This window comes from Haloarcula sebkhae, assembly GCF_014647415.1.
GTDB lineage: Archaea > Halobacteriota > Halobacteria > Halobacteriales > Haloarculaceae > Haloarcula > Haloarcula sebkhae.
Genome location: NZ_BMPD01000002.1, coordinates 145,821 through 165,042, shown reverse-complemented (window position 1 = coordinate 165,042; position 19,222 = coordinate 145,821). Strand labels below are relative to the sequence as shown.

23 protein-coding genes and 1 tRNA gene are annotated in these 19,222 nt (G+C 63.6%); 14 read left to right on the top strand and 10 right to left on the bottom strand.

Going from position 1 to position 19,222, the window contains the following annotated elements:
- Positions 1-77: 77 nt before the first annotated feature.
- Entirely contained in the window at positions 78-893 is an 816-nt protein-coding gene (locus IEY38_RS06820) for a halocyanin domain-containing protein (RefSeq protein ID WP_188976446.1), read from the top strand.
- Between the two features lie 41 nt (positions 894-934).
- Here IEY38_RS06820 and IEY38_RS06815 read toward each other — a convergent pair whose 3' ends face one another.
- A complete protein-coding gene (locus IEY38_RS06815; protein ID WP_188976444.1) occupies positions 935-1,708 on the bottom strand; it encodes a fumarylacetoacetate hydrolase family protein in 774 nt (257 codons plus the stop codon).
- Positions 1,709-1,871: 163 nt separating this feature from the next.
- On the opposite strand from IEY38_RS06815, the gene IEY38_RS06810 reads away from it, so the two are divergent.
- The 4 genes from IEY38_RS06810 to IEY38_RS06795 are packed head-to-tail and all read left to right on the top strand — an operon-like array spanning position 1,872 to position 5,900.
- Positions 1,872-2,606: a prephenate dehydrogenase/arogenate dehydrogenase family protein gene (locus tag IEY38_RS06810; RefSeq protein ID WP_188976442.1), complete on the top strand. Its 735-nt coding sequence runs from the start codon at positions 1,872-1,874 to the stop codon at positions 2,604-2,606.
- The gene (locus IEY38_RS06805; RefSeq protein ID WP_188976440.1) at positions 2,603-4,111 is read left to right on the top strand and encodes a small ribosomal subunit Rsm22 family protein; all 1,509 of its coding nucleotides are present in this window, start codon (positions 2,603-2,605) and stop codon (positions 4,109-4,111) included. Before IEY38_RS06810 ends, IEY38_RS06805 begins: the two co-directional genes overlap by 4 nt.
- Before the next feature lie 36 nt (positions 4,112-4,147).
- Positions 4,148-4,969: a 5'/3'-nucleotidase SurE gene (gene surE, locus IEY38_RS06800; protein WP_188976438.1), complete on the top strand. Its 822-nt coding sequence runs from the start codon at positions 4,148-4,150 to the stop codon at positions 4,967-4,969.
- 7 nt (positions 4,970-4,976) lie between these two features.
- Entirely contained in the window at positions 4,977-5,900 is a 924-nt protein-coding gene (locus IEY38_RS06795) for a DMT family transporter (RefSeq protein WP_188977334.1), read from the top strand.
- On the opposite strand, the gene IEY38_RS06790 is transcribed toward IEY38_RS06795, so the two are convergent.
- On the bottom strand, positions 5,901-7,160 hold the full coding sequence (locus tag IEY38_RS06790) for an alanyl-tRNA editing protein (RefSeq protein ID WP_188976436.1): 1,260 nt from the start codon (positions 7,158-7,160) through the stop codon (positions 5,901-5,903).
- A 233-nt stretch (positions 7,161-7,393) separates the two neighbouring features.
- Here IEY38_RS06790 and IEY38_RS21625 point away from each other — a divergent pair, with 233 nt between their 5' ends.
- Positions 7,394-7,522 (top strand): hypothetical protein, encoded by a 129-nt coding sequence (locus tag IEY38_RS21625; protein WP_268238754.1) that lies wholly within the window; start codon positions 7,394-7,396, stop codon positions 7,520-7,522.
- Between the two features lie 390 nt (positions 7,523-7,912).
- On the opposite strand, the gene IEY38_RS06785 is transcribed toward IEY38_RS21625, so the two are convergent.
- The 4 genes from IEY38_RS06785 to IEY38_RS06770 all read right to left on the bottom strand — a co-directional run bounded on the left by IEY38_RS06785 (position 7,913) and on the right by IEY38_RS06770 (position 9,984).
- Positions 7,913-8,311 (bottom strand): hypothetical protein, encoded by a 399-nt coding sequence (locus tag IEY38_RS06785; RefSeq protein WP_188977332.1) that lies wholly within the window; start codon positions 8,309-8,311, stop codon positions 7,913-7,915.
- A gap of 62 nt (positions 8,312-8,373) precedes the next feature.
- Positions 8,374-9,186 carry an HD domain-containing protein gene (locus IEY38_RS06780; RefSeq protein WP_188976434.1) on the bottom strand — a complete coding sequence of 271 codons (813 nt, stop codon included), beginning with the start codon at positions 9,184-9,186 and terminating at the stop codon, positions 8,374-8,376.
- Positions 9,187-9,232: 46 nt separating this feature from the next.
- Positions 9,233-9,700 carry a peroxiredoxin gene (locus IEY38_RS06775; protein WP_188976432.1) on the bottom strand — a complete coding sequence of 156 codons (468 nt, stop codon included), beginning with the start codon at positions 9,698-9,700 and terminating at the stop codon, positions 9,233-9,235.
- 59 nt (positions 9,701-9,759) lie between these two features.
- Positions 9,760-9,984 (bottom strand): hypothetical protein, encoded by a 225-nt coding sequence (locus IEY38_RS06770; RefSeq protein ID WP_229775236.1) that lies wholly within the window; start codon positions 9,982-9,984, stop codon positions 9,760-9,762.
- A 586-nt stretch (positions 9,985-10,570) separates the two neighbouring features.
- Here IEY38_RS06770 and IEY38_RS06765 point away from each other — a divergent pair.
- The 3 genes from IEY38_RS06765 (at position 10,571) to IEY38_RS06755 (ending at position 12,968) form a co-directional block, all read left to right on the top strand.
- Positions 10,571-10,810: a twin-arginine translocase TatA/TatE family subunit gene (locus tag IEY38_RS06765; RefSeq protein ID WP_170098536.1), complete on the top strand. Its 240-nt coding sequence runs from the start codon at positions 10,571-10,573 to the stop codon at positions 10,808-10,810.
- Between the two features lie 77 nt (positions 10,811-10,887).
- Positions 10,888-10,961: transfer RNA gene (locus IEY38_RS06760), tRNA-Arg, on the top strand.
- A 375-nt stretch (positions 10,962-11,336) separates the two neighbouring features.
- The gene (locus IEY38_RS06755; protein ID WP_188976428.1) at positions 11,337-12,968 is read left to right on the top strand and encodes a GMC family oxidoreductase; all 1,632 of its coding nucleotides are present in this window, start codon (positions 11,337-11,339) and stop codon (positions 12,966-12,968) included.
- On the opposite strand, the gene IEY38_RS06750 is transcribed toward IEY38_RS06755, so the two are convergent.
- The 3 genes from IEY38_RS06750 to IEY38_RS06740 form a co-directional block, all read right to left on the bottom strand.
- Entirely contained in the window at positions 12,965-13,543 is a 579-nt protein-coding gene (locus tag IEY38_RS06750; RefSeq protein WP_188976426.1) for a metal-dependent hydrolase, read from the bottom strand. The genes IEY38_RS06755 and IEY38_RS06750 overlap by 4 nt on opposite strands.
- A gap of 85 nt (positions 13,544-13,628) precedes the next feature.
- A complete protein-coding gene (locus IEY38_RS06745; RefSeq protein WP_005535107.1) occupies positions 13,629-14,081 on the bottom strand; it encodes a hypothetical protein in 453 nt (150 codons plus the stop codon).
- Positions 14,082-14,129: 48 nt separating this feature from the next.
- Positions 14,130-14,828 (bottom strand): chemotaxis protein CheC, encoded by a 699-nt coding sequence (locus IEY38_RS06740; RefSeq protein ID WP_188976424.1) that lies wholly within the window; start codon positions 14,826-14,828, stop codon positions 14,130-14,132.
- A 258-nt stretch (positions 14,829-15,086) separates the two neighbouring features.
- Here IEY38_RS06740 and hisC point away from each other — a divergent pair, with 258 nt between their 5' ends.
- The 4 genes from hisC to IEY38_RS06720 are packed head-to-tail and all read left to right on the top strand — an operon-like array spanning position 15,087 to position 17,852.
- The gene (gene hisC / locus IEY38_RS06735; protein ID WP_188976422.1) at positions 15,087-16,169 is read left to right on the top strand and encodes a histidinol-phosphate transaminase; all 1,083 of its coding nucleotides are present in this window, start codon (positions 15,087-15,089) and stop codon (positions 16,167-16,169) included.
- A complete protein-coding gene (locus IEY38_RS06730; protein ID WP_188976420.1) occupies positions 16,166-16,675 on the top strand; it encodes an adenylate kinase family protein in 510 nt (169 codons plus the stop codon). Before hisC ends, IEY38_RS06730 begins: the two co-directional genes overlap by 4 nt.
- Entirely contained in the window at positions 16,672-17,280 is a 609-nt protein-coding gene (locus tag IEY38_RS06725; RefSeq protein WP_188976418.1) for a CDP-alcohol phosphatidyltransferase family protein, read from the top strand. The genes IEY38_RS06730 and IEY38_RS06725 overlap by 4 nt, the downstream gene beginning before the upstream one ends.
- Before the next feature lie 41 nt (positions 17,281-17,321).
- Positions 17,322-17,852 (top strand): multiprotein bridging factor aMBF1, encoded by a 531-nt coding sequence (locus tag IEY38_RS06720; RefSeq protein WP_170098004.1) that lies wholly within the window; start codon positions 17,322-17,324, stop codon positions 17,850-17,852.
- On the opposite strand, the gene IEY38_RS06715 is transcribed toward IEY38_RS06720, so the two are convergent.
- Positions 17,853-18,458, bottom strand: coding sequence for a response regulator transcription factor (locus IEY38_RS06715; protein ID WP_188976416.1), 606 nt, complete (start codon positions 18,456-18,458; stop codon positions 17,853-17,855).
- A 98-nt stretch (positions 18,459-18,556) separates the two neighbouring features.
- On the opposite strand from IEY38_RS06715, the gene tpiA reads away from it, so the two are divergent.
- Positions 18,557-19,204: a triose-phosphate isomerase gene (tpiA, locus tag IEY38_RS06710; RefSeq protein WP_005535122.1), complete on the top strand. Its 648-nt coding sequence runs from the start codon at positions 18,557-18,559 to the stop codon at positions 19,202-19,204.
- The last annotated feature ends 18 nt before the right edge of the window (positions 19,205-19,222 follow it).

The window sequence follows — 19,222 nt, the reverse complement described above, 5'->3', positions numbered from 1 at the left end:
CTATGCAACGGCCCTCCACTCGCAGACAGTTTCTCGCAGGCACAGGGTTGACAGCGCTTGCCGTTACCGCCGGGTGCGTGTCCTCGGGAAGTAGTTCAGAACCAGCGGCCGAAACCGGAACCGAAACCGCGACGCCAACCGAAACTGCGACACCAACCGAAACACCTGAATCGACGCCCAAGTCGCTTGACGACTGGCTTGATGATGCCAACGGCTACGACGGCGAACCCCGCAGGTTCGGCCCCCAGTCCCGGCCAACGGTCTGGGTTGGTCAGGAGACGGACAGCGGACTGGCGTTCGACCCGCCTGTCATCGAAGTTCCGCCGATGACACTCGTCCGGTGGGACTGGACCGGCCACGGCGGCCAGCAGAACGTGGTCGCCCTAGATGGACCTTTCGACAGCGGCCGGACAAACGCACAGCCCGGAACAAAGTATCACTACATTTTCGAGGAGACTGGCGAGTATCGCTACGTCTCCGAACCCCATCGCGACGATGGGATGAAGGGTGCGATTATTGTGAAAGAGCCACCGTCCTCGGGCAATACAAAAGTCGACGAGTGGCTCGCAGCGGCGAGTAACTTCGACGGCACCATTGTCGACCGTACCGACACTGATACTACAACTGTTACAGTCGGTGCCGAGGGTAATGGTGGTCCGTTCGCGTTCGACCCCCCAGCCCTGAAGGTCTCGACTAAGACGACCGTCCGCTGGGACTGGACAGGCGATGGCCCACACAATGTCGTCTCAAAAGACGATGGGCCGCTCGACTCGGAACTCGTCGCCGAGGAAGGAAGCACCTACGAGCACACCTTCGAGGAAACCGGAACCTACCTGTACTCGTGTAAACCGCATGAAGCGTTGGGCATGAGAGGCGCAATCGTTGTCGAGTAGCGATCGTCGTGGAATAGCGTCGGAACTAACCGACTGGCCGCCTATGGAATCTTGACGCTGTGTTTGAGCGTGCCGATACCTTCGATTTCAACTTCGACCTCGTCGCCGTCTTCCATCGGGCCGACCCCTTCGGGCGTCCCCGTAGCGATGACATCGCCGGGTTCGAGCGTCATATACGAGGTTATCTCCGCAATCAGCTCGGGGACTGAGAAGATGAGGTGCTCCCGGGAGGAGGACTGCTTCGTTTCCCCGTTCAGTCGGAGTTTGATGCTGGCGTCCTCCGGGACGTGCTCCGGTGTGGCCACGAGCGGGCCGATCGGGCAGGCGTTGTCGAAGGCCTTCCCGCGGACCCAGTTCTGTTCTCGCCGCTGGTCGTCGCGGTTGGAGATGTCGTTGACACAGGTGTAGCCCGCGACCACGTCCATCGCGCCCGATTCGCTAACGTTCCGGCACTGCTCGCCGATGACGACACCGAGTTCGGCCTCGTAGTCGATGCGTTCCTTCCCCGAGGGCATCGTGAGGTGTTTGCCGTGGGACGCGACGGCGTTCGGGGCTTTGAGAAACAGCATCGGCCGGTCCGGGACGTCCGAGTCCATCTCCTCGGCGTGGTCGGCGTAGTTGCGCCCAATACAGACGACTTTCGTCGGCTCGCAGGGCGGGAGGATATCTACCTCGTCGGGGTCGTAAGACTCGTCGCCAAAGGCGATACGGCCGTACGGCCCGGCAGCGGCGGTGACGACTGGCTCGCCGTCCTCGACAGTCCAGCGGCCCCCCCGGACGTTCCCCGCGGTATCACGGAATCGAACGCGCTTCATGTCACCGTTCTCTCAGGGCCGACAGATAAGCGTTTAGGAGGGGGAAACCGGACCACAGCGGGCTGTTCGACGGCTGTCTACCCGCCCATCGTCACCTGCGGTGTCGCGGTGAGCAGGAGTGTGACCGAACGGCTTTTGAGACGGGACGGGCTACGCTGGGCCGATGAACGTTCTCGTCGTTGGCGCCGGCGCGATGGGCCAGTGGTTCGCACATACGGTCCGGACCCACGCCGATGCGACTGTCGCCTTCACCGACCTCGACCAGTCGGCCGCTGAAGCCGCTGCAACCACGGTCGGCGGGCGCACTGTCGCCAGCGACGCGGCCGAGACTTTCGACGTTGTCTGTATTGCGGTGCCGATGCCCGTCGCCGAGGCGGCTATCGACGAGTTCGCACCGCATGCCACGGATGCAATCGTTGACGTGACGGGGAGCATGGCTGGCCCCGTCGCGGCAATGCGGGATGCCATGCCCGATGGTCAGCGGCTCAGCCTCCACCCGCTGTTTGCCCCCGAGAACGCGCCCGGGAACGTCGCCGTCGTCGCCGACGCGTCGGGTCCCGACGCCGATACTGTCGTCGACGCACTCGCCGCAGCCGGAAACAACTGCTTCGAGACGACGGCGGCGGAACACGACGAGGCCATGGAAACGGTCCAGGCCAGCGCCCACGCCGCCGTACTCGCGTTCGCGATGGCCGCCGCCGACGTGCCCGACCGGTTTCAGACGCCGATTTCGGCCGGCCTGTTCGATCTCGTCGAGCAGGTCACCGGTGGCGACCCGCGGGTGTATTCCGATATTCAGCGGACATTCGACGGCGCGGATGCGGTCGCCGCCGCCGCCAGGGAACTCGCCGACGCCGACGCAGAGACGTTCGAACGGCTCTACGAGCAACTCTCATGAACCAGAACACACGCCAGCAGATACGCGACAACGCCCAGTACCTCCGGAACGTCCGGCCGCTGGACCCAGAGGAGCTACACGAATACGTCGAGGGCCAGCCCCACCCCGCCGTCGTCAAGCAGGTGCTCCGGGAGGAAGCGTTCGATCTGGGCATCGTCGAACAGGACGACGGGACCTTCGTTCCGGCACCTGAGGGGCGACTGTCGGTGAACTTCGACGGCGTCGAGCGGTTCCCCGACCGCTACGAACAGCAGGTCATCGACCTGTTGACAGAGTGGGGCGGGCTGGAGTGGCACAGCGGCGACAGCGGTGACGAACTCAGGGAGCGCATCCGCGACATCAAGGAGCGGTACCTGCAGGGACAGGCCGTCGAATACGACGAACTGACGGCGCTTGGCTACGCCGTCTACCACTTGCCGGACTACTACGCAGTGGCGAAATACGTCCTCGCGGACCTCGCCGCTGACGGCCTGCTTCCGTCACAGCTTCGAGTGCTGGACGTGGGGGCCGGCGTCGGTGGCCCGGCGCTCGCCCTGCGCGACCTGCTCCCGGACGACGCCCTGCTTGACTACCACGCCGTCGAGCCGAGCGCCGCCGCGGATGTACTGGAGAGCTTACTGGAAGACAGCGGCCAGAACGTCCGCTGGGAGATCCACCGGTCACTCGCCGAGGAGTTCGACCCGTCGTCGCCGCTTGTCGGCGACGACAGCGGGGGTGGGGCCGGCAACGACAGCGGTGGGGCTGGTGGTAGCGACAGCAGTGGCGGTGCCGATGGCAGCGACACCGACGCAGAGGGCTACGACCTCATCATCTTCGGCAACGTCCTCAGCGAACTCGACGACGCGGCGGCGACCCTCTACCGGTACGTCAAGGCGCTTGCCGACGACGGAACGTTGCTGGCGTTGGCTCCGGCTGACCGGAACACAGCCATACAGCTCCGGACTGTTGAGCGCGAGGTGGCCGACGGCGGCCCAGCGACGGTGTACGGGCCGACGGTGCGGCTCTGGCCCCACCAGTCCCCGGACAGCGAGTCGTGGTCCTTCGACCGGAAACCTGACATCGAGGTGCCGACCATGCAACAGCGCCTCGACGACCCCAACGGCGGGACAGGCGAGTTCGTCAACACGGACGTGCAGTTCGCCTACAGCGTTCTTCGAACCGACGGCAAGCGAAAGCACGATGTGACGCCTGACCGGGGCATCCACGCGCCGATGGCCGACGCCGAGAACTACGTCACCGACCGGGTGAACTTCCTCGGGGTCAAGCTCAGCCACGACCTCGCCGAACGGGAGGGTGCAAATCCGCTGTATCTGCTGGGGGACGGGAGCCAGAAAGTCGACCACTTCGCCGTCCTCACCGAGGCGTCGATACTGAACGAGGACCTCCGGAAAGCCGACTATGGCGACCTGCTGTCCTTCGAGAACGCGCTGGTCCTGTGGAACGACGACGAGGAGGCGTACAACGTCGTCGTCGACGGCGAGACGGTCGTCGATCGAGCGCGCTAGCGGTGGGCTTTTCTCAGGGACGGCCCGACAAAGCGTATGGACGAGCCGACGATTCTGCTGACGAACGACGACGGCATCGAGAGCGCCGGCCTCCGGGCGGTGTACGACGGTCTCTCGACAGTCGGCGATGTGACTGCGGTCGCCCCGGCAGAGGACCAGAGCGCGGTCGGTCGGGCTATTTCACACGAAGTGACCGTCCACGAGCACGAACTTGGCTACGCTGTCGAAGGGACTCCTTCGGACTGCGTCGTGGCGGGGCTGGAAGCGCTTGTCACCGACACTGACCTCGTCGTCGCGGGCTGTAACCGCGGGGCGAACCTCGGCGCGTACGTTCTCGGCCGCTCGGGGACCGTCAGCGCCGCCGTCGAAGCCACCTTCTTCGACGTGCCGGCGATGGCCGTCTCGATGTACATCCCGGTCCGCGAGGACGCCGCGTTCTCCGACATCGAGGCCAACGGCGATAGCTACCGCGAGGCAGCGAAGGCGACGACCTACCTCGCCGACCACGCCGTCGACGCCGGCGTGTTCGAACAGTGTGACTACCTGAACATCAACGCCCCTGTCGCCGAATGGGGCGACGCACAGATGACGGTCACACGACCGTCTCACCTCTACGAGATGGACGCCGTACAGGATGGCGACGCCGTGACCCTACACGATCGTATCTGGGAGCACATGGCAGACGGCGACATCCCCGACCCCGAGGGGACGGACCGCCGCGCCGTCGTCGACGGCAAGGTCAGCGTCTCGCCGTTGACCGCACCGCACACGACGGAACACCACGAGGCGCTAGACGCTATCGCGGAGACGTACGAACCGGGCGACGATGAAGCGGCCAACGACGAGGCGGCCGACTGAGCGGACGATGCGGTTCCGCAACGCCATCCTCTTCGTCGCGCTCGCAGTCGCCTGGGGCAGCGCCTTCACCGCGATCAAGGCCGGGCTGGAGTACTTCCCGCCGATCCTGTTTGCAGCCCTCCGGTACGACCTCGCCGGGCTGTTGATGCTTGGCTACGCGGTGTACGCTACCGACCAGTGGGTCCCGAAGGGCCGGACCGACTGGATAGTTGTGGGTATTAGTGGCACACTCATGATCGCTGCGTACCACATCTTCCTGTTCGTCGGCGAGCAGGGAACAACCAGTGCCGCCGCTGCTATCGTCGTGAGCCTCTCGCCGATTCTCACGACCGGATTCGCGCGTGCGTTCCTCCCGGACGAGCGTCTCACGACGCTGGGAATCGTCGGTCTGCTCGTCGGGTTCGTCGGTGTCGGCGTCCTCAGCAACCCCGACCCGGGGAACCTGCTCGACCCCCGAACCGTCTCGCTGGTTCTGGTGTTCCTCGCGGCCACGTCGTTCGCCCTCGGGAGCGTGCTGACCCGTCGGTTCGACGACAACCTAGAGATAGAAACGATGGAGGCGTGGTCGATGCTGCTCGGTGCGGTACTCATGCACGGTATCAGCTTCGGGGCCGCCGAATCGATGGCCGACGTTCAGTGGACTGCTGAAGCCGTGCTGGCTCTGCTGTATCTGGTTGTCGTCGCCAGCGCCCTTGGCTTCCTCATCTACTTCGACCTGCTGGAGCGGCTCGGACCCATCGAGATCAATCTCGTCTCCTACGCCGCGCCGGTCGTCGCCGCCGCCACCGGACTGCTGTTTCTCGGCGAGACGCCGACGGTTTACACGGGTGTCGGATTCACCTGTATTCTCATCGGTTTCGGGCTGTTGAAGCGGGACGCCCTGCGAAACGAGGTTGCACGGTTCAACGGGACGCCGAACCGAGGAGACTGATCAGTCGCCGCTGTCTGCCGTCGCTGGCCCGTCCCGGAGGAATGCGACGATAGCATCCCCATCAGCGCCGAGTCCACCACCCTGTGCGACCGTCGGTCGTCCGCCGCCGCCGCCACCGAACTCTGTGGTCACCTGATCGACCACTTCGCCGGCATCGACGCCGCCAGTCGTCGCGACGCCGAGATACTGCCCATCGGCGTCGACCAGCGCGGCCACGTCGATATCGTCGTCGACGGCGGACTCCGCCCGGTCAGCGAGCGCGTTCGTGTCGAGACCCGTCACGGTACCGACGAGCCACCGCTGCCCGTCCGCTTCGATGGCGTCGTCACGCAGGTCAGCGAGACGGGAATCGACCAGACGCTCTTGGAGGGTCGATACGGTGCCCCGGAGGTCGTCGCGCTCCGACTGGAGTCCGTCGACAGCATCCGGGAGTTCAGTAACGTTCGTATCCAGCGACTGGGCGGCAGCCATCGCCCGCTCGTGCTCGGTCGCGCGCTGGCGGATCGCTCGCGGACCGACGGCGAACTCGACGCGAGTTAGACCCTCGCCGGGGTTGGACCGACCGAGCACGGTCACTGGCCCGATCTCCCGCGTGTTCCCGACGTGTGTCCCACCACAGGCTGCCACGTCCCAGTCCTCGATGGTGACGACACGGACTGTCTCACCCTCGATTCCCTCTTCGGTCTTCGTGTTGAACGCGATATCGTCGCGGTCCAGTGCCTCGTCACGCGGAATTTCTTCCCAGGTCACGTCGTATGATTCCCAGACCGCGCGGTTAGTCAGCCGCTCAAGTTCGGTGAGTGTCTCGTCGTCGATTTCGGTCGTCGTTTCGAAATCTACACGCACCTTCCCGGAGATAGCCGGTCCGAATTCGTCGCCACCGGCATCGTCCGGGATTGTCGCGCTGATGTCGAACCCGCCATAGCCGAGATCCGACAGCAGCCGGCGACCAGCGCCATAGAGGACGTGACTGGCCGTGTGGGCACGCATGCAGTACGTCCGGAACGCCGTGTCAATCTGGCCTTCGACTGTCTCGCCCGGATCGAACGCCGGCGGCTCGGCCAGTTCGTGGACGATATCGCCGTTTCGGTGCTGGACGTCGACGACCTCGACACCTCCGAGAGTGCCCCGGTCTGCCGGCTGACCACCGCCTTCAGCGTAGAAGTACGTCTCCGCTAGCACGACGGCGGTCGAATCGATACGGTCGACGGTCGACGTGAACGTCGTCACAGTGGGCTCGGCCGCGGCTGTTCCCGTCATCGGGCGTGGCTACGTCGGCGTGCACAAAAACGTCTGGGCGGCCCGGAACAGACGAGTGTCGGGACTGCGCGGCCGACAGGAGCGAGGTCTTCGTGCGTCCGAGTCAGTAGGGGCGGTGTAGGGGGTTACCGACGCCGGTGTCACGGTTATCCGAGGTATAATCCACTTGTGTCACTGTATCCGTTCCCGATACAGTGCTACTAATTAAGTACGGATAGTGACGCTTACATTTCATGCTCGGGGGTAGGGTCCAATCGATACTGCTCTGGCTGGTGGTGGTCTGGCTGTTCGCAGTTGGGCTGTTTCTGGCACTTCTGTGCGCGTCCGGGGAGCGGGACCGCGGTGAGCAGGCCCGCGCGTAACTGTCGTGACTGGCGGCCCGGATGGCGTGATAGCGATGTCTGACGCCCGGCTGACGACCCATCGGAATCGGCCCTCTGTCTTGCGGTTTTCACTTTCACCGTGAATTACCCGATTATATACGGCCTGGCTCCCTGTCTGGCAATATGATCGAGCGATTACGCCGTGTCGTGGGGACTCAACAGCGGTCACATCTGGAGTGTCGACGCTGTGGAACCACTATCGAAACGGATAGCTCGACCTGCCCAGTGTGTGGCTCCGGTGACATCGCGCAGTACGAGCTCTGACCGCGGTCTCGGCCGGTCGTTCTGCTGGTTTCCGTTCTCCAAACACCGCCAGAAGGATCTGGAAACCGTTCGTTCAGCGACGAAAGAACAGGCCAGCAGCGGCACTTACTGCTCGACAGATTCCCACACGTCGGACGAAATCTTCGCCTCGGAGTTGTCCGGATGTGTCATAGTGAGTTGGTCTCCAGTTTCGACTGCGATGAGGTCGACAGTGTTGCTCTCCGCGTGATTCCGCGTTGGGTATGTAAATGGTCGTGACCGCGTCGGAAGATCGCTGATCGACGGACACTCCGGCGGCGCAACGACATCGTCAGCGAACCTATCCGTGTGAATCGTCGACTGTGGTTTGTCTCGACCACGTCTATCAAGCCACTCAACACACCTCTCCCCAAACGAAATGGTCTCAATGGCTGAGCGCACGCGGTACCTGACCCGGTCCAGAAGCGAGGGCGACGGCACGTCACCGTCGTCCGTCTTGCCCCGGGCACCCCGTGGCTCATCCATGGGTGTGAGACTCATGGGCATAGCTAGGGAAGCACGGTACAAAACCGTTGTGTCGCTCCTGCTTAGAGTTCGATTCGTTCGACGATCTGGTTACCGTCCTCTCGAGTGTTGAGCGCAACGATACGGACGTGTTCTTCCAGTCCAGAGTGCTTGAGTTTGGCTTTTAGAAGATTATCGACCTGATAGACGCCGGCCGCGTTGTTCATCGCGATTTCGACGAGGACAGGATAGTCGTCGCCTGGGCTCAGCGTCACCGTCTCGATGGCCTGGCTAGAAACGGTGTCGATACCGCGCCCGCCGCGCTTGTACGGAATGCGAGAACGGCCACGCTCCATGTCCAGCGCGTCGGCGACGCGAACGACGCCGGCTTCCAGCGTCAGCGGGTTTTCCTCGGTGTGGTGACAGAGAATCGCGTGTAACACCTCGCCTTTTATTTGAACTGCTTGTCGAACGTCGTAGAACTCGTCGAGCAGGTCGTCAAGGATGTCGGCCGCAAGCGGGATCGAATAGTACGGGTGTGAATCGCGGTGGACGACGTGCCCGATGTCGTGCAACGTCGTCGCGAGTGCGATGATGACAGCCTCGTCAGCCTCGTCGAGGCCGTGGTCGGCCGCACCGTTGAACTCGACGCCCCCCTGTTTGAGGAGATCGTACAGGCACAGCGCTCGGTTCCGAACGATACCGATGTGTTTCGCGCCGTGGTCGTTGTACTGTTTGCGCGCGACGGGGTTGATGTTCTGAGCTTCGAGATACGCCTGGATCTCCTCGTCAGCCGTGATGATGTCGAGAACTGCGTTCAGTCGCTCGTCCGGGAACGCATGGTCCGCCTCGGGGTCGTAGATACGGCCGCTGGTATCGTCGCTATCAACGCTCATACCACAACCCAGACGACCCACCGCGAAAAATCCCCCACCGGCGCGATCAGGTGGCGGCGTCGATAACCTCGTCGTAGTCCGGTTCGACGCCAGGGTCGTCACTGACCCAGGCGTACGTGACTTCTTGATTTTCGTCGACAACGAAGACAGCTCGCTTTGCTACGTTCGGAACGCCGAGTGCCTCGAAGTCCATCGAAATGTCGTAGGCATCGACGATCTCCCGCCCGGAGTCGCTGACGAGGTCGAACTCAAGTCCCAGTTCGTCCCGGAACGCGTTCTGTGAAAACGGTGTGTCGATGCTGACACCGTACAACGTCGCCCCTGCCTCGGTGAGTTCGTCGAGTCGGTCCTGAAACGAGTTCATCTCGTGACTGCAAACGCTGGTGAATGCGCCCGGGAAGAACGCGAGCACGACAGGCCCGTCGTCGAGCGCCTCGGACAGCGTTATTTCGTCAACGTCGCCATTTGCGATCGGTGCCGTGAAATCGGGTGCAGTGTCTCCGACTGATACCATACTGCCGAGTTGACCCAGGCGAGTAAAACCCTTTCCGACCTGACCGAGTCCGGGCGTGCTCAGAACTGTGCAAACTTCGCCGTGACCTCATCGATCCACTCCGGCAGGTCGCGGTCCGCAAGTGTCCCGTCAGCGTCACGGGTCGTGACGATATCAGCGATTTCGCCCTCACGCGTGATATCGAGTCGCCACACCCCGTCAGCCTCGATATCGACTCGAACGACGTCCTCCCCGACGGGCTTGATCGGTCGGATCGTTACCTCTTCTCCGCTCCTGACTTCCATTGTGTGACTATCGGCCGTCATCTGGTATCTTTGAGCGCCCGACAGTAGTTATATCTCCGGGCGGAGAGTGTGCCCGTCCTGCGCGATGGTTGGTGAGCAGTGGCTTAACAAGAATATAACAAATTGACACGAGCGTGTAGCCGGTACTGCGGGTGCGAACCCGCACGCAGGCAGACCATGTATGCCGGACATGGCCACGGAAATCGTGTCACCTGAACAGCCCCAGCTATCGACACAGTCCCGTGGACATGCTGCGGTCTACCCATCGACGTGCCAACCCAAGCCAGCGACACCGTGAAGTCAGAGATCCAGTGCCTCGTGTTGCCGCTTCCGAGCCACACCCATTGCCCACGCCCCCTGTGTCAGGCCTCGCCGTCGGTTCCCGGCGAGGCCGTTTCGACAGACAAAGTGGCCACGGCTCCGTTATGACTACCGTTCGGTCTGCTTCCCACGCCAGCCAGTACTGGAGAGTCGGTCTCGACGGCAGCGACTCGTCTGCCAAGCCGTCCTGAGCAAAAAGGTTATAATAGCAACCACGTAACCTTCGGATACAATGTTAGGGACATCCGGAGTACTGTTCCCGGGGATGCCCGGGACGACGGAGATGATGGTCATCCTCCTCATCGCCGTCCTGCTGTTCGGCGCGAACAAGATTCCAAAACTAGCGCGGTCGACTGGCGAAGCCATGGGCGAGTTCCAGAAGGGGCGCGAAGAAGTCGAACAGGAACTCGAAGAAATGCGTGATGGCGGCGCTGCAGAAGGAGCCGACGCGTCCACCGTGGACTCGTCCGAATCGACCGAGACGGCGACAGAAACCGAGACGTAATCTCGACCACTTCTCCGTTTTCAGCTGGCGATAGTGATAACGAAAGGATTTTTCACCGCTCAATCGACCACCCGGTAGGGCGTGTGGCCTAGTGGACCAGGGCGAGGGGTTCCTAACCCCTAGAACGCGGGTTCGAATCCCGCCACGCCCGTTTTCCGGCGAACGACAGTGAGCCGTGAAAACGCACGGAGATTCGAAGCACGGAACGAGGGAGCGAAGCGAGCGAAGTTCAGGCGGTTCGAATCCCGCCACGCCCGCTTCGTGGTTTCTCGCGTCCGCTCGAAACACACTCGCGGCCGTGGCGTAGTTCGCAAACGCGCCGCGTTTGCTCACTCCCGCCACGCCCGTTCTGCGACGAGCGAACTAGACGGAGTTCAAACCCTACAAGTCGCGCGCAGCGGCGCGAACACGTCTGCCCATACTGTCGTGCCGACACGGCCTATGATGGCTGGGAGGCGACGTAGTCGCCGTACACGGCACCTGAGATGCCAACGTATAAGTTTAGGCTTGCCTAACTCCTGCTGAAATGGATCGGGAGCCGTCCGAGCGGGCGGATGTCTGTGTCGTCGGGGCGGGGCCGGCAGGGGCACTCATCGCGAGCCAACTCGCCAGCGACGGACAGGAGGTGGTCGTGCTGGAGGCCGGGCCACGGTTCGACAGGTCGAAACGAGAGCAGCAGATGGAGGCGGCGATCCGACCCGGCGACCACGGTTCCGTCTGGGAGATGGGCGGCGACCGCGATGCGTTCAGTGCGAGCGGCGAGCGGTACTACCCGTTGAACATCTCACGGGTCAAAGGCGTCGGCGGGTCAACGCTGCACTGGCAGGGGATGGTGATGCGGCTGCACCCCTCGGATTTCGACGGCAGCCACGACACCGACGACCCAGCGTGGCCGATCAACTACGAGGACCTGCGGCCGTACTACGCCGACGCCGAGCGGGCGCTCGGGGTCGCCGGTGACGCGGACAACCCCTTCGCACCACCGCGGGACGGTGCGTATCCGTTGCCCGGATTCCCGCCGTCGTACAGCGACTCGTTGTTCGCCGAGGCCTGTGAGCGACTGGGCATCACGATGCACTCCGTTCCTAACGCTCGCAACTCCGAACCGTACGATGGACGGGGGTCGTGTGTGGGCTATGGGACCTGCCAGCCGGTCTGTCCCTCCGGCGCGAAATACGACGCCAGCGTCCACATCGAGGACGCCGAAGCCGAGGGAGCCAGAGTCATCGACCGCGCACCGGTTCAGCACCTCGTCACTGACGGCGACGGGCGTGTCGAGGCGGCCGTCTACGCGACGCCAGATGGGACCGAACACCGCCAGACGGCCCGCGAGTTCGTCATCGCGGCGGGCGGCGTCGAGACGCCGCGACTCCTGCTCCTGTCAGCGAGCGACGACCATCCGGACGGGCTGGCGAACAGTTCGGGGCTGGTCGGCCACTACTTCATGGACCACCTGTTCGCCGGGACGGGCGGGACGCTCGACCGGGAAACGCGACAGAACCACGTCGGCTTTCTCACGAGCGAGTGTCACCAGTTCTACGACGACCCCGGGCAGGCAGTCGAGCACGTCTCGGACGGCGAGACGGTCGTTGGGGCCACCGACGAGGCGCTGTCGCCGCTGAAACTGGAGTTCCTGAACTACGCCGGTCCGTCGCCGGTCGAACTCGCGCTCTCCGGCGAGGAGTGGGGCGATACGCTGCTGTCGAGCCTCCGCGAGAGCTACGGCACCAGCATCGCGATGGGCGGACTGGTCGGCCAGCCGCCGCGAAAGGAGAACCGTGTGACGCTGGACACGTCAACGACGGACGATCACGGGAACCCGGTGCCGGACATCCAGTGGTCGTGGGGCGACCGACTGGAGCGGTCGCTCTCGCGGGCGAACGAGATACAGCACGCCGTGCTGTCGGAGCTGGGGGTCGACATCTCGTGGACGGTTGGGCCGGCCGACACCGGGCCGGCATACCACCACATGGGTACGACGCGGATGGGAACGGATTCCGAAAAGAGCGTAGTCAACCCACAGTTGCAGACCCACGACGTGGCGAACCTCTCGATTGCGTCCTCGTCGGTGTTCGTCACTGCCGGGTCGATGAACCCGACGTTGACCATCGCTGCGCTCGCACTGAAGTGCGCGGACCACGTCTCCGAGCGGCTTTAGTCCGCAGACTCGGTGAACACTGCTTTGCTCCGACGAGTGACTGCCCGGAAGCCGGGCGCGCCGTGGGCGAGCCACACGGCGACAGCAAGGCCGAACAACCCGAACTGAAACAGGACGTACGGCTCGAACGAGAATGAGGCGAACTGCGCGATGAAGGACGTGTCGTTGGCGTATGGCGGCGGTGGCTGGAGCGGCCAGACGAGAAAGCGCAACCACTGGAGCTGTGTCAGGTCACCGCCGAGTACCCCGGCCACCGCTGTCGGGCTCATGTCAGTCAAGATGTGCACGAATGCACCGACTGTGAACGCTGTCGAGAGGTCCGTTCGGCGATATCGGACGGCGAGTCGATGCAAGACCACGGCGAGGACGAGGAGGGTGAACACCGAATGGGCAAGCGACCGCCCGGACGGCAGAACGCCGAACGTCCAGGCGAACGGTTTGTCGATCAGGTCCGGGAACTGCGACCCCACCGCCAGCGCAGTCAACGTGGCTGCTGTCTGGCGACGGGTCGGGTCAATCCGGGTGAACACAACGAAGACGAGGTAGGCGACGGCGAGATGTCCCCACGGCCACATTGAGTTTCGATATGCCGGATGATGATTTGTATCTGCTGATACAGGTATGGCGTGAGGAGTAAGCGGTAACTGATATCTCGGCCGTTCAGTACAGGCCGAGAATCGCGCCGGCGTCGAGCAAGAGGAGAATTGACACAAGAGACGCCCCCAGCAGGAACGGGCGTGCGTTCCGAGCTGGTTCGCGTACCTTCTGCTGGTCGAAGCCGTCGCTGAGCTTCGACGCGCCGACCTCGACGAGGCCGGCCAGAGTGAACCACAGGACGATCATCGTGATGACGAGGTGGCCGCGACCAGTCCCCGTCAGCGACTCGGCGGTGTAGCGGGTCGCTGCCAGATGCCCACCCGTCAGAAACAGGAGCGTTGCACTCGCCCGTGACACCGTCTTGAGCTTCCCGGTAATCGCTGACAGCGGTCCCGGCGAGGAGTCGCCGTTCATCGCCGTCGGGAGTACGGCGTAGGTCATGAACAACACGGTTCCAGCCCACAGCGCGGCGAATATCAGGTGCACCCCGAAGACAGCCGCGTTTACGACACTCATATGCGGCGGTTGGACGCGACCCCCTTCAACGTCGTGGGTTCGGTACAGTTACTCCGAAGAATCAAAGGCATCGAGGGCGTCCGCATCACCCGACATATCGAGCTCTGTGACCGCGTCGGTGTCGGCAGAGATGTGCGTCTCGCGGTCGGTGTCGTAGTCCAGTTGGTCGATAAGGTGGACGAACGAGCCGGGGTCGGGGATGAGGAAGATGCGGAGCGAGAACGCGACATCGCTCTCCTTGATGTCGACGAGCGAGTCGAGCACGATAGTCAGCGAGTCCCGTCGGACATGCGAGAGCGCCTTGTCGGCGATCTCGGTCGCGTCGTCCTGGACCACCGTCGGCGTCCCCATGTTGATGGTCGCGTTCAGCGTGTTCGCGATGCCGTCGATGAAGCCCGATGTGAGGATGTTACACATCTCCTGCAGTGCGGATTCGTGGAGCTGTGTGAACCCATCGTCAACGCTGGAGCCGGTCATCAGCTCCGCAATCTCCGCGGCCGTCTCCGTCTCGAACGTCATCAGGAAGACGCCGTAGGGCGGCTCTGTCAGCCGGACACGAGCGCTGTAGATATTCCCGCCGCCCATTTCCGTGGCGATATCCTCCGGTTGGACGAACGAGAGACTCTTGATCTCGACGGCGGCGTCGACGCCGGCCAGCGTCGCCAGCGAATCGGCGACCTGCTCGGCCCCGTCCTGAATGAGCCGCGTAATGAGCGTGAGTTTCCGAATATCGATGAGAAGCGGCATTGCAGGCTAACAGGGCCTATGGTGTGTTACCGTTTTCGGTGGCTATGGCTGTCGGCGACTAGACAGTGGTTCACCGTAACGCTCATTACCACTGACTGACAGGGATTCGGTGGGGAGCGTGCCATTCCGTGCCTTACCCGTCATCGACGGGTTTCTCACGGGAAGCCGCCAGCGGATTTCTGTGCGAAACTGGCTGGGGGAGCTACGGCCACGCCCGATGTGAGCACGCTTAAGCCGCCCCGTCCGTTTTGCACAGCCATGGAACCACGGGACCTCTCCGCTCACACTGTCTATCGGGCAGGTCGCGGTATCGAGGAGGTCGCCCGGGAACTCGGTCTCGACCCGGACGACATGGTGAAGCTGGCGTCGAACGAGAACATGTACGGGCCGAGCCCGGACGCCGTCGAGGCGATTCGCGGGTCGGCCGAACGGATGCACTCCTATCCGAAGGCCTCCCACGCCGACCTCGTCGACGAACTGGCGGACATGTGGGACGTAACACCGGAACAGGTGTGGCTGAGCAACGGCGGGGACGGCGCGCTGGACTGCCTCGCCCGGGCGATGCTCGACCCCGGTCAGGAGGTACTCGTCCCGTCGCCGGGCTTCGCGTATTACGCGATGAGTGCCCGCTATCACCACGGCGAGGTCAACGAGTACACGCTCTCGAAGGCTGACGACTTCGCTCAGACCGCCGACACCGTCCTGAAAGATTACGACGGCGAGCGCATCGTCTACCTCACCAGCCCACACAACCCGACCGGGGCGGAGTTCACGACCGATGCAGTCCGGACTATCGCTGAAGAAACCGACGAGCAGACGCTGGTCCTCGTCGACGAGGCTTACGGTGAGTTCACCGAAATGCCGAGCAAGCGGCCGTTGCTGGACGACCGCGACGACGTTGCGCTCCTGCGGACGTTCTCGAAGGCGTACGGGCTCGCGGGGATTCGACTCGGCTACGCTGTCGTTCCCGAGGACTGGGCCGACGCCTACGCCCGCATCAACACGCCGTTCTCGGCCAGCGAACTCGCCTGCCGTGCCGGGCTGGCGGCGCTCGACGACGATGAACACGTCGAGCGCTCCGTCGAAACCGCTTCGTGGGCTCGGGAGTACCTCTCCGAGGAACTCGACGCGCCGACCTGGGACAGCGCGGGGAACTTCATCCTCGCAGAGGTCGGCGATGCGTCAGCCATCGCGGATGCCGCCCAGGAGCGCGGCGTCATCATCCGCGACTGTTCCTCGTTCGGACTCCCCGAATGCATCCGTATCACCTGCGGGACGCGCGAGGACACGGAACGCGCCGTCTCGGTACTGAACGAAGTCATCGAGGTGGTCGAGCCGTGAGAGTCGCCGTGACCGGGACGCCGGGGACGGGCAAGACCACAGCAGTGGAACACCTCGATACAGGCCTCGACACGCTCCACCTCAACGACGTGATCAAGAACGAGGATGGGTTCTCGACGGGCATCGACGAGGACCGCGGGAGCCTCGTTGCCGACCTCGACAGGCTGTCCGAGTGGCTCGACGGCCGTGACGACGTGCTGTTCGAATCCCACCTCGCGCATCACTTCGACGCCGACCGGGTAATTGTGCTGCGAGCCCACCCTGAAACCATCGTTGAGCGGCTTCGGGAGCGCGGCGACGACGATTCGAAGGCCTACGAGAACGCGGAGTCGGAAGCGCTCGATGTCATCCTCGGGGAAGCCGTCGAAGAGCACGGCATGGAGTCAGTGTACGAGATCGAGACGACGGACCGGGATCCCGACGAAGTGGCACGGGAGATTCAAGCCGTCGTGGACGGCGAGCGGGAGCCGAGTGCAGGGAGTGTCTCCTACATCGACTGGCTATGACGCTCGACAAGTTCCGCCCGCTGGCCGACCGCGCGCTCGGGCCGTTCGTCAGCGCCGCCAAGGTAGCCGGCCTCTCACCGAATGGCGTCAGCGTCATCGCGTTCCTGCTGGCCCTCGCTGCGGGCGGGGTGTACGCCGTCGCGGCGCAGGACCCCCTGCTGTATCTCGGCGGTGCCGTCCTCGTCTTTCTGAACGGCTGGCTCGACCTCGTAGACGGGGCGCTCGCGCGGGAGCTGAACGTTGCGTCGTCGGGCGGTGATCTGCTGGACCACGTACTGGACCGCTACGCCGACATCGGCATTATCGTGGGCCTCGCCGCGGGCGTGAGCCAGTGGGAACTGGGCATCGCCGCGGTCACCGGCGTCCTGATGACCTCCTATCTCGGGACGCAAGCACAGGCGGTCGGCCTCGACCGCGTGTACGGCGGCCTGCTCGGCCGCGCCGACCGACTCGCGCTCGTCGGTGTCGTCACGGGCGTCACGGCGTTCGTCCCGAACGCACTGGCCGGACTGACGCTGGTCGGCTGGCTGCTGGTAGTGTTCGCCGTCGTCGGGCACGTTACCGCCGCCCAGCGGTTCTATCACGCGATGGCCGCGCTGGAGTAGCCAGCGCACCATTTATACCGCGCCCCGTCCAAGCCGTCGGTATGGTTCAGTGCGAGATGTGCGGAACGGAGGTTTCGTCTCCGAACCGCGTCAAAATCGAGGGAGCCGAACTCGACGTCTGTGACGAGTGTACCGACTTCGGCACGGAGGTCAAGACGGAGGAGACGTCGTCCACGTCGACGAAGTACTCGACGTCGTCCTCCTCGTCATCGTCGTCGAGTTCGTCGTCCTCGTCGAGTTCCTCGGGTGGTGGCGGGTCCAGTGGCCGCCGTCGGGATATGTTCGACGAGATGGACGAGATCGCACAGGATTACCACGACCGAATCCGCAAGGGTCGGGAATCCCAGGGTCTCAGCCAGGAGGAACTCGCCAAGCAACTCAACGAGAAGGCGAGCCTGATCCGGAAGCTCGAACAGGGCAACTCACTGCCTAGTGACGACGTCCAGAAGAAACTCGAAAGCGCGCTTGAGATCTCCCTGAGCGCTGGCGGCAGCGCCGACGAGACGGAGTGGTCGGGCGGTAGCAGCGACGGCGAGTACACGCTCGGCGACGTCGTGAAGCGAAAGGACTAGCTACAGTTGGAGGTCGCCTTTCTCGACGTCGAGTTCGTCGGCGAGTGACTCGACGTTCGATGAGATGGTTTCGATCTCATCTTGAAGGGCTTGGTAGCGCTCACTGTCCTGCAGTTCCCGGTCGGTCTTTTCCACGCGGAGGACGTTGCGCTTGAGCTTTTTCGATGTGAGTGTTCGGAGCCGATCGTTGTACTCTCGGATCTTGTACAGTCGGTCGACGACCTCCTGAAGGTCGTCGCGAGTGACAGGTTTGACAAGGTAGTCGTCGACGCGCATTTCGATGATGTCAAAGTCCGGGTCGATGGCGGTAACCATCGCGACACGGCATCGAAGGCCTTTCTCCTCGATCTGTGCGAGCACTTCGTTGCCGGAGACGACTGGCATCCGGCGGTCGAGTAGCACCACGTCGATGTCGGGCGACAGCAGTTCCAAGCCTTCCTCGCCGCTGTAGGCCGTCTGGACGTGATACTGGTCGGATAAATAATCGGTGTACAGGTCGGCCAGATGTTGCTCGTCTTCAACTATCAGAACGGTCGGTGTGTCGTCATCCCCTGCTGTCACGGCTTGTCTCGTTTCTTCTCTCGGCTGAAGCGTAATAATTGTCATCCCCGAGCGCCGGACCGAGATGGATCGACGGCACAGTGATAGGGCCGCCAAACGGCGGCTTCGCAACCTATTTCCCCACAGCAGCCGGTGCGTTTCGTATGTTCGTCCTTGTCAATCTGAAGGCGTACCCGTGTGATCCAGTGGAAGTAGCGACCGCCGCTGCTGACGTGAGTGATGATTCCGGCGTTCGTGTCGCTGTCGCGCCACAGGCCGCACAGATCAGCGCTGTGGCGGAGACCGGTGTCGAGACGTGGGCCCAGCACGTCAGCGCCGTCGAACACGGCAGCCATACCGGCAGTACCCTTGCCGAAGCCGCGGCGGACGCCGGTGCCGTCGGCACACTGCTGAACCACTCCGAGAACCGACTCAAGCTCGCGGACATCGACGGCGCGCTCGACGCCGCCGACCGCGCAGACCTCGAAACCATCGTCTGTGCGAACAATCCCGCACAGATCGGTGCGGCCGCCGCGCTCGACCCCGACGGCGTCGCCGTCGAGCCGCCGGAACTCATCGGGACCGGCACGCCCGTCAGCAAAGCCGACCCGGACATCGTGACCGGCGCGGTCGACGCCGCCGCTCGCGTCAACGGCGACGTGGACGTGCTCTGTGGGGCCGGCATCTCGACCGGCGAGGACCTCGTTTCGGCGAGCGATCTCGGCGCGAGCGGCGTCCTGCTGGCCAGCGGCGTTGCGAAGGCTGACGACCCGCGCGCAGCGCTCGAAGACCTCGTCGAACCGCTGCTGTAAAATCGCCGGTATCGCGGT

Bases quoted from the DNA above. Each gene is read 5' to 3' on its own strand.
- hisC (WP_188976422.1), top strand. From the start codon at position 15,087: ATGGAACCACGGGACCTCTCCGCTCACACTGTCTATCGGGCAGGTCGC.
- tpiA (WP_005535122.1), top strand. From the start codon at position 18,557: ATGTTCGTCCTTGTCAATCTGAAGGCGTACCCGTGTGATCCAGTGGAA.
- IEY38_RS06810 (WP_188976442.1), top strand. From the start codon at position 1,872: ATGAACGTTCTCGTCGTTGGCGCCGGCGCGATGGGCCAGTGGTTCGCA.
- IEY38_RS21625 (WP_268238754.1), top strand. From the start codon at position 7,394: ATGCTCGGGGGTAGGGTCCAATCGATACTGCTCTGGCTGGTGGTGGTC.
- IEY38_RS06815 (WP_188976444.1), bottom strand. From the start codon at position 1,708: ATGAAGCGCGTTCGATTCCGTGATACCGCGGGGAACGTCCGGGGGGGC.
- IEY38_RS06765 (WP_170098536.1), top strand. From the start codon at position 10,571: ATGCCCGGGACGACGGAGATGATGGTCATCCTCCTCATCGCCGTCCTG.
- IEY38_RS06795 (WP_188977334.1), top strand. From the start codon at position 4,977: ATGCGGTTCCGCAACGCCATCCTCTTCGTCGCGCTCGCAGTCGCCTGG.
- IEY38_RS06745 (WP_005535107.1), bottom strand. From the start codon at position 14,081: ATGAGTGTCGTAAACGCGGCTGTCTTCGGGGTGCACCTGATATTCGCC.
- IEY38_RS06770 (WP_229775236.1), bottom strand. From the start codon at position 9,984: ATGGAAGTCAGGAGCGGAGAAGAGGTAACGATCCGACCGATCAAGCCC.
- IEY38_RS06780 (WP_188976434.1), bottom strand. From the start codon at position 9,186: ATGAGCGTTGATAGCGACGATACCAGCGGCCGTATCTACGACCCCGAG.
- IEY38_RS06775 (WP_188976432.1), bottom strand. From the start codon at position 9,700: ATGGTATCAGTCGGAGACACTGCACCCGATTTCACGGCACCGATCGCA.
- IEY38_RS06750 (WP_188976426.1), bottom strand. From the start codon at position 13,543: ATGTGGCCGTGGGGACATCTCGCCGTCGCCTACCTCGTCTTCGTTGTG.
- IEY38_RS06725 (WP_188976418.1), top strand. From the start codon at position 16,672: ATGACGCTCGACAAGTTCCGCCCGCTGGCCGACCGCGCGCTCGGGCCG.
- IEY38_RS06755 (WP_188976428.1), top strand. From the start codon at position 11,337: ATGGATCGGGAGCCGTCCGAGCGGGCGGATGTCTGTGTCGTCGGGGCG.
- IEY38_RS06720 (WP_170098004.1), top strand. From the start codon at position 17,322: ATGGTTCAGTGCGAGATGTGCGGAACGGAGGTTTCGTCTCCGAACCGC.
- IEY38_RS06790 (WP_188976436.1), bottom strand. From the start codon at position 7,160: ATGACGGGAACAGCCGCGGCCGAGCCCACTGTGACGACGTTCACGTCG.
- IEY38_RS06785 (WP_188977332.1), bottom strand. From the start codon at position 8,311: ATGGATGAGCCACGGGGTGCCCGGGGCAAGACGGACGACGGTGACGTG.
- IEY38_RS06715 (WP_188976416.1), bottom strand. From the start codon at position 18,458: ATGACAATTATTACGCTTCAGCCGAGAGAAGAAACGAGACAAGCCGTG.
- surE (WP_188976438.1), top strand. From the start codon at position 4,148: ATGGACGAGCCGACGATTCTGCTGACGAACGACGACGGCATCGAGAGC.
- IEY38_RS06740 (WP_188976424.1), bottom strand. From the start codon at position 14,828: ATGCCGCTTCTCATCGATATTCGGAAACTCACGCTCATTACGCGGCTC.
- IEY38_RS06805 (WP_188976440.1), top strand. From the start codon at position 2,603: ATGAACCAGAACACACGCCAGCAGATACGCGACAACGCCCAGTACCTC.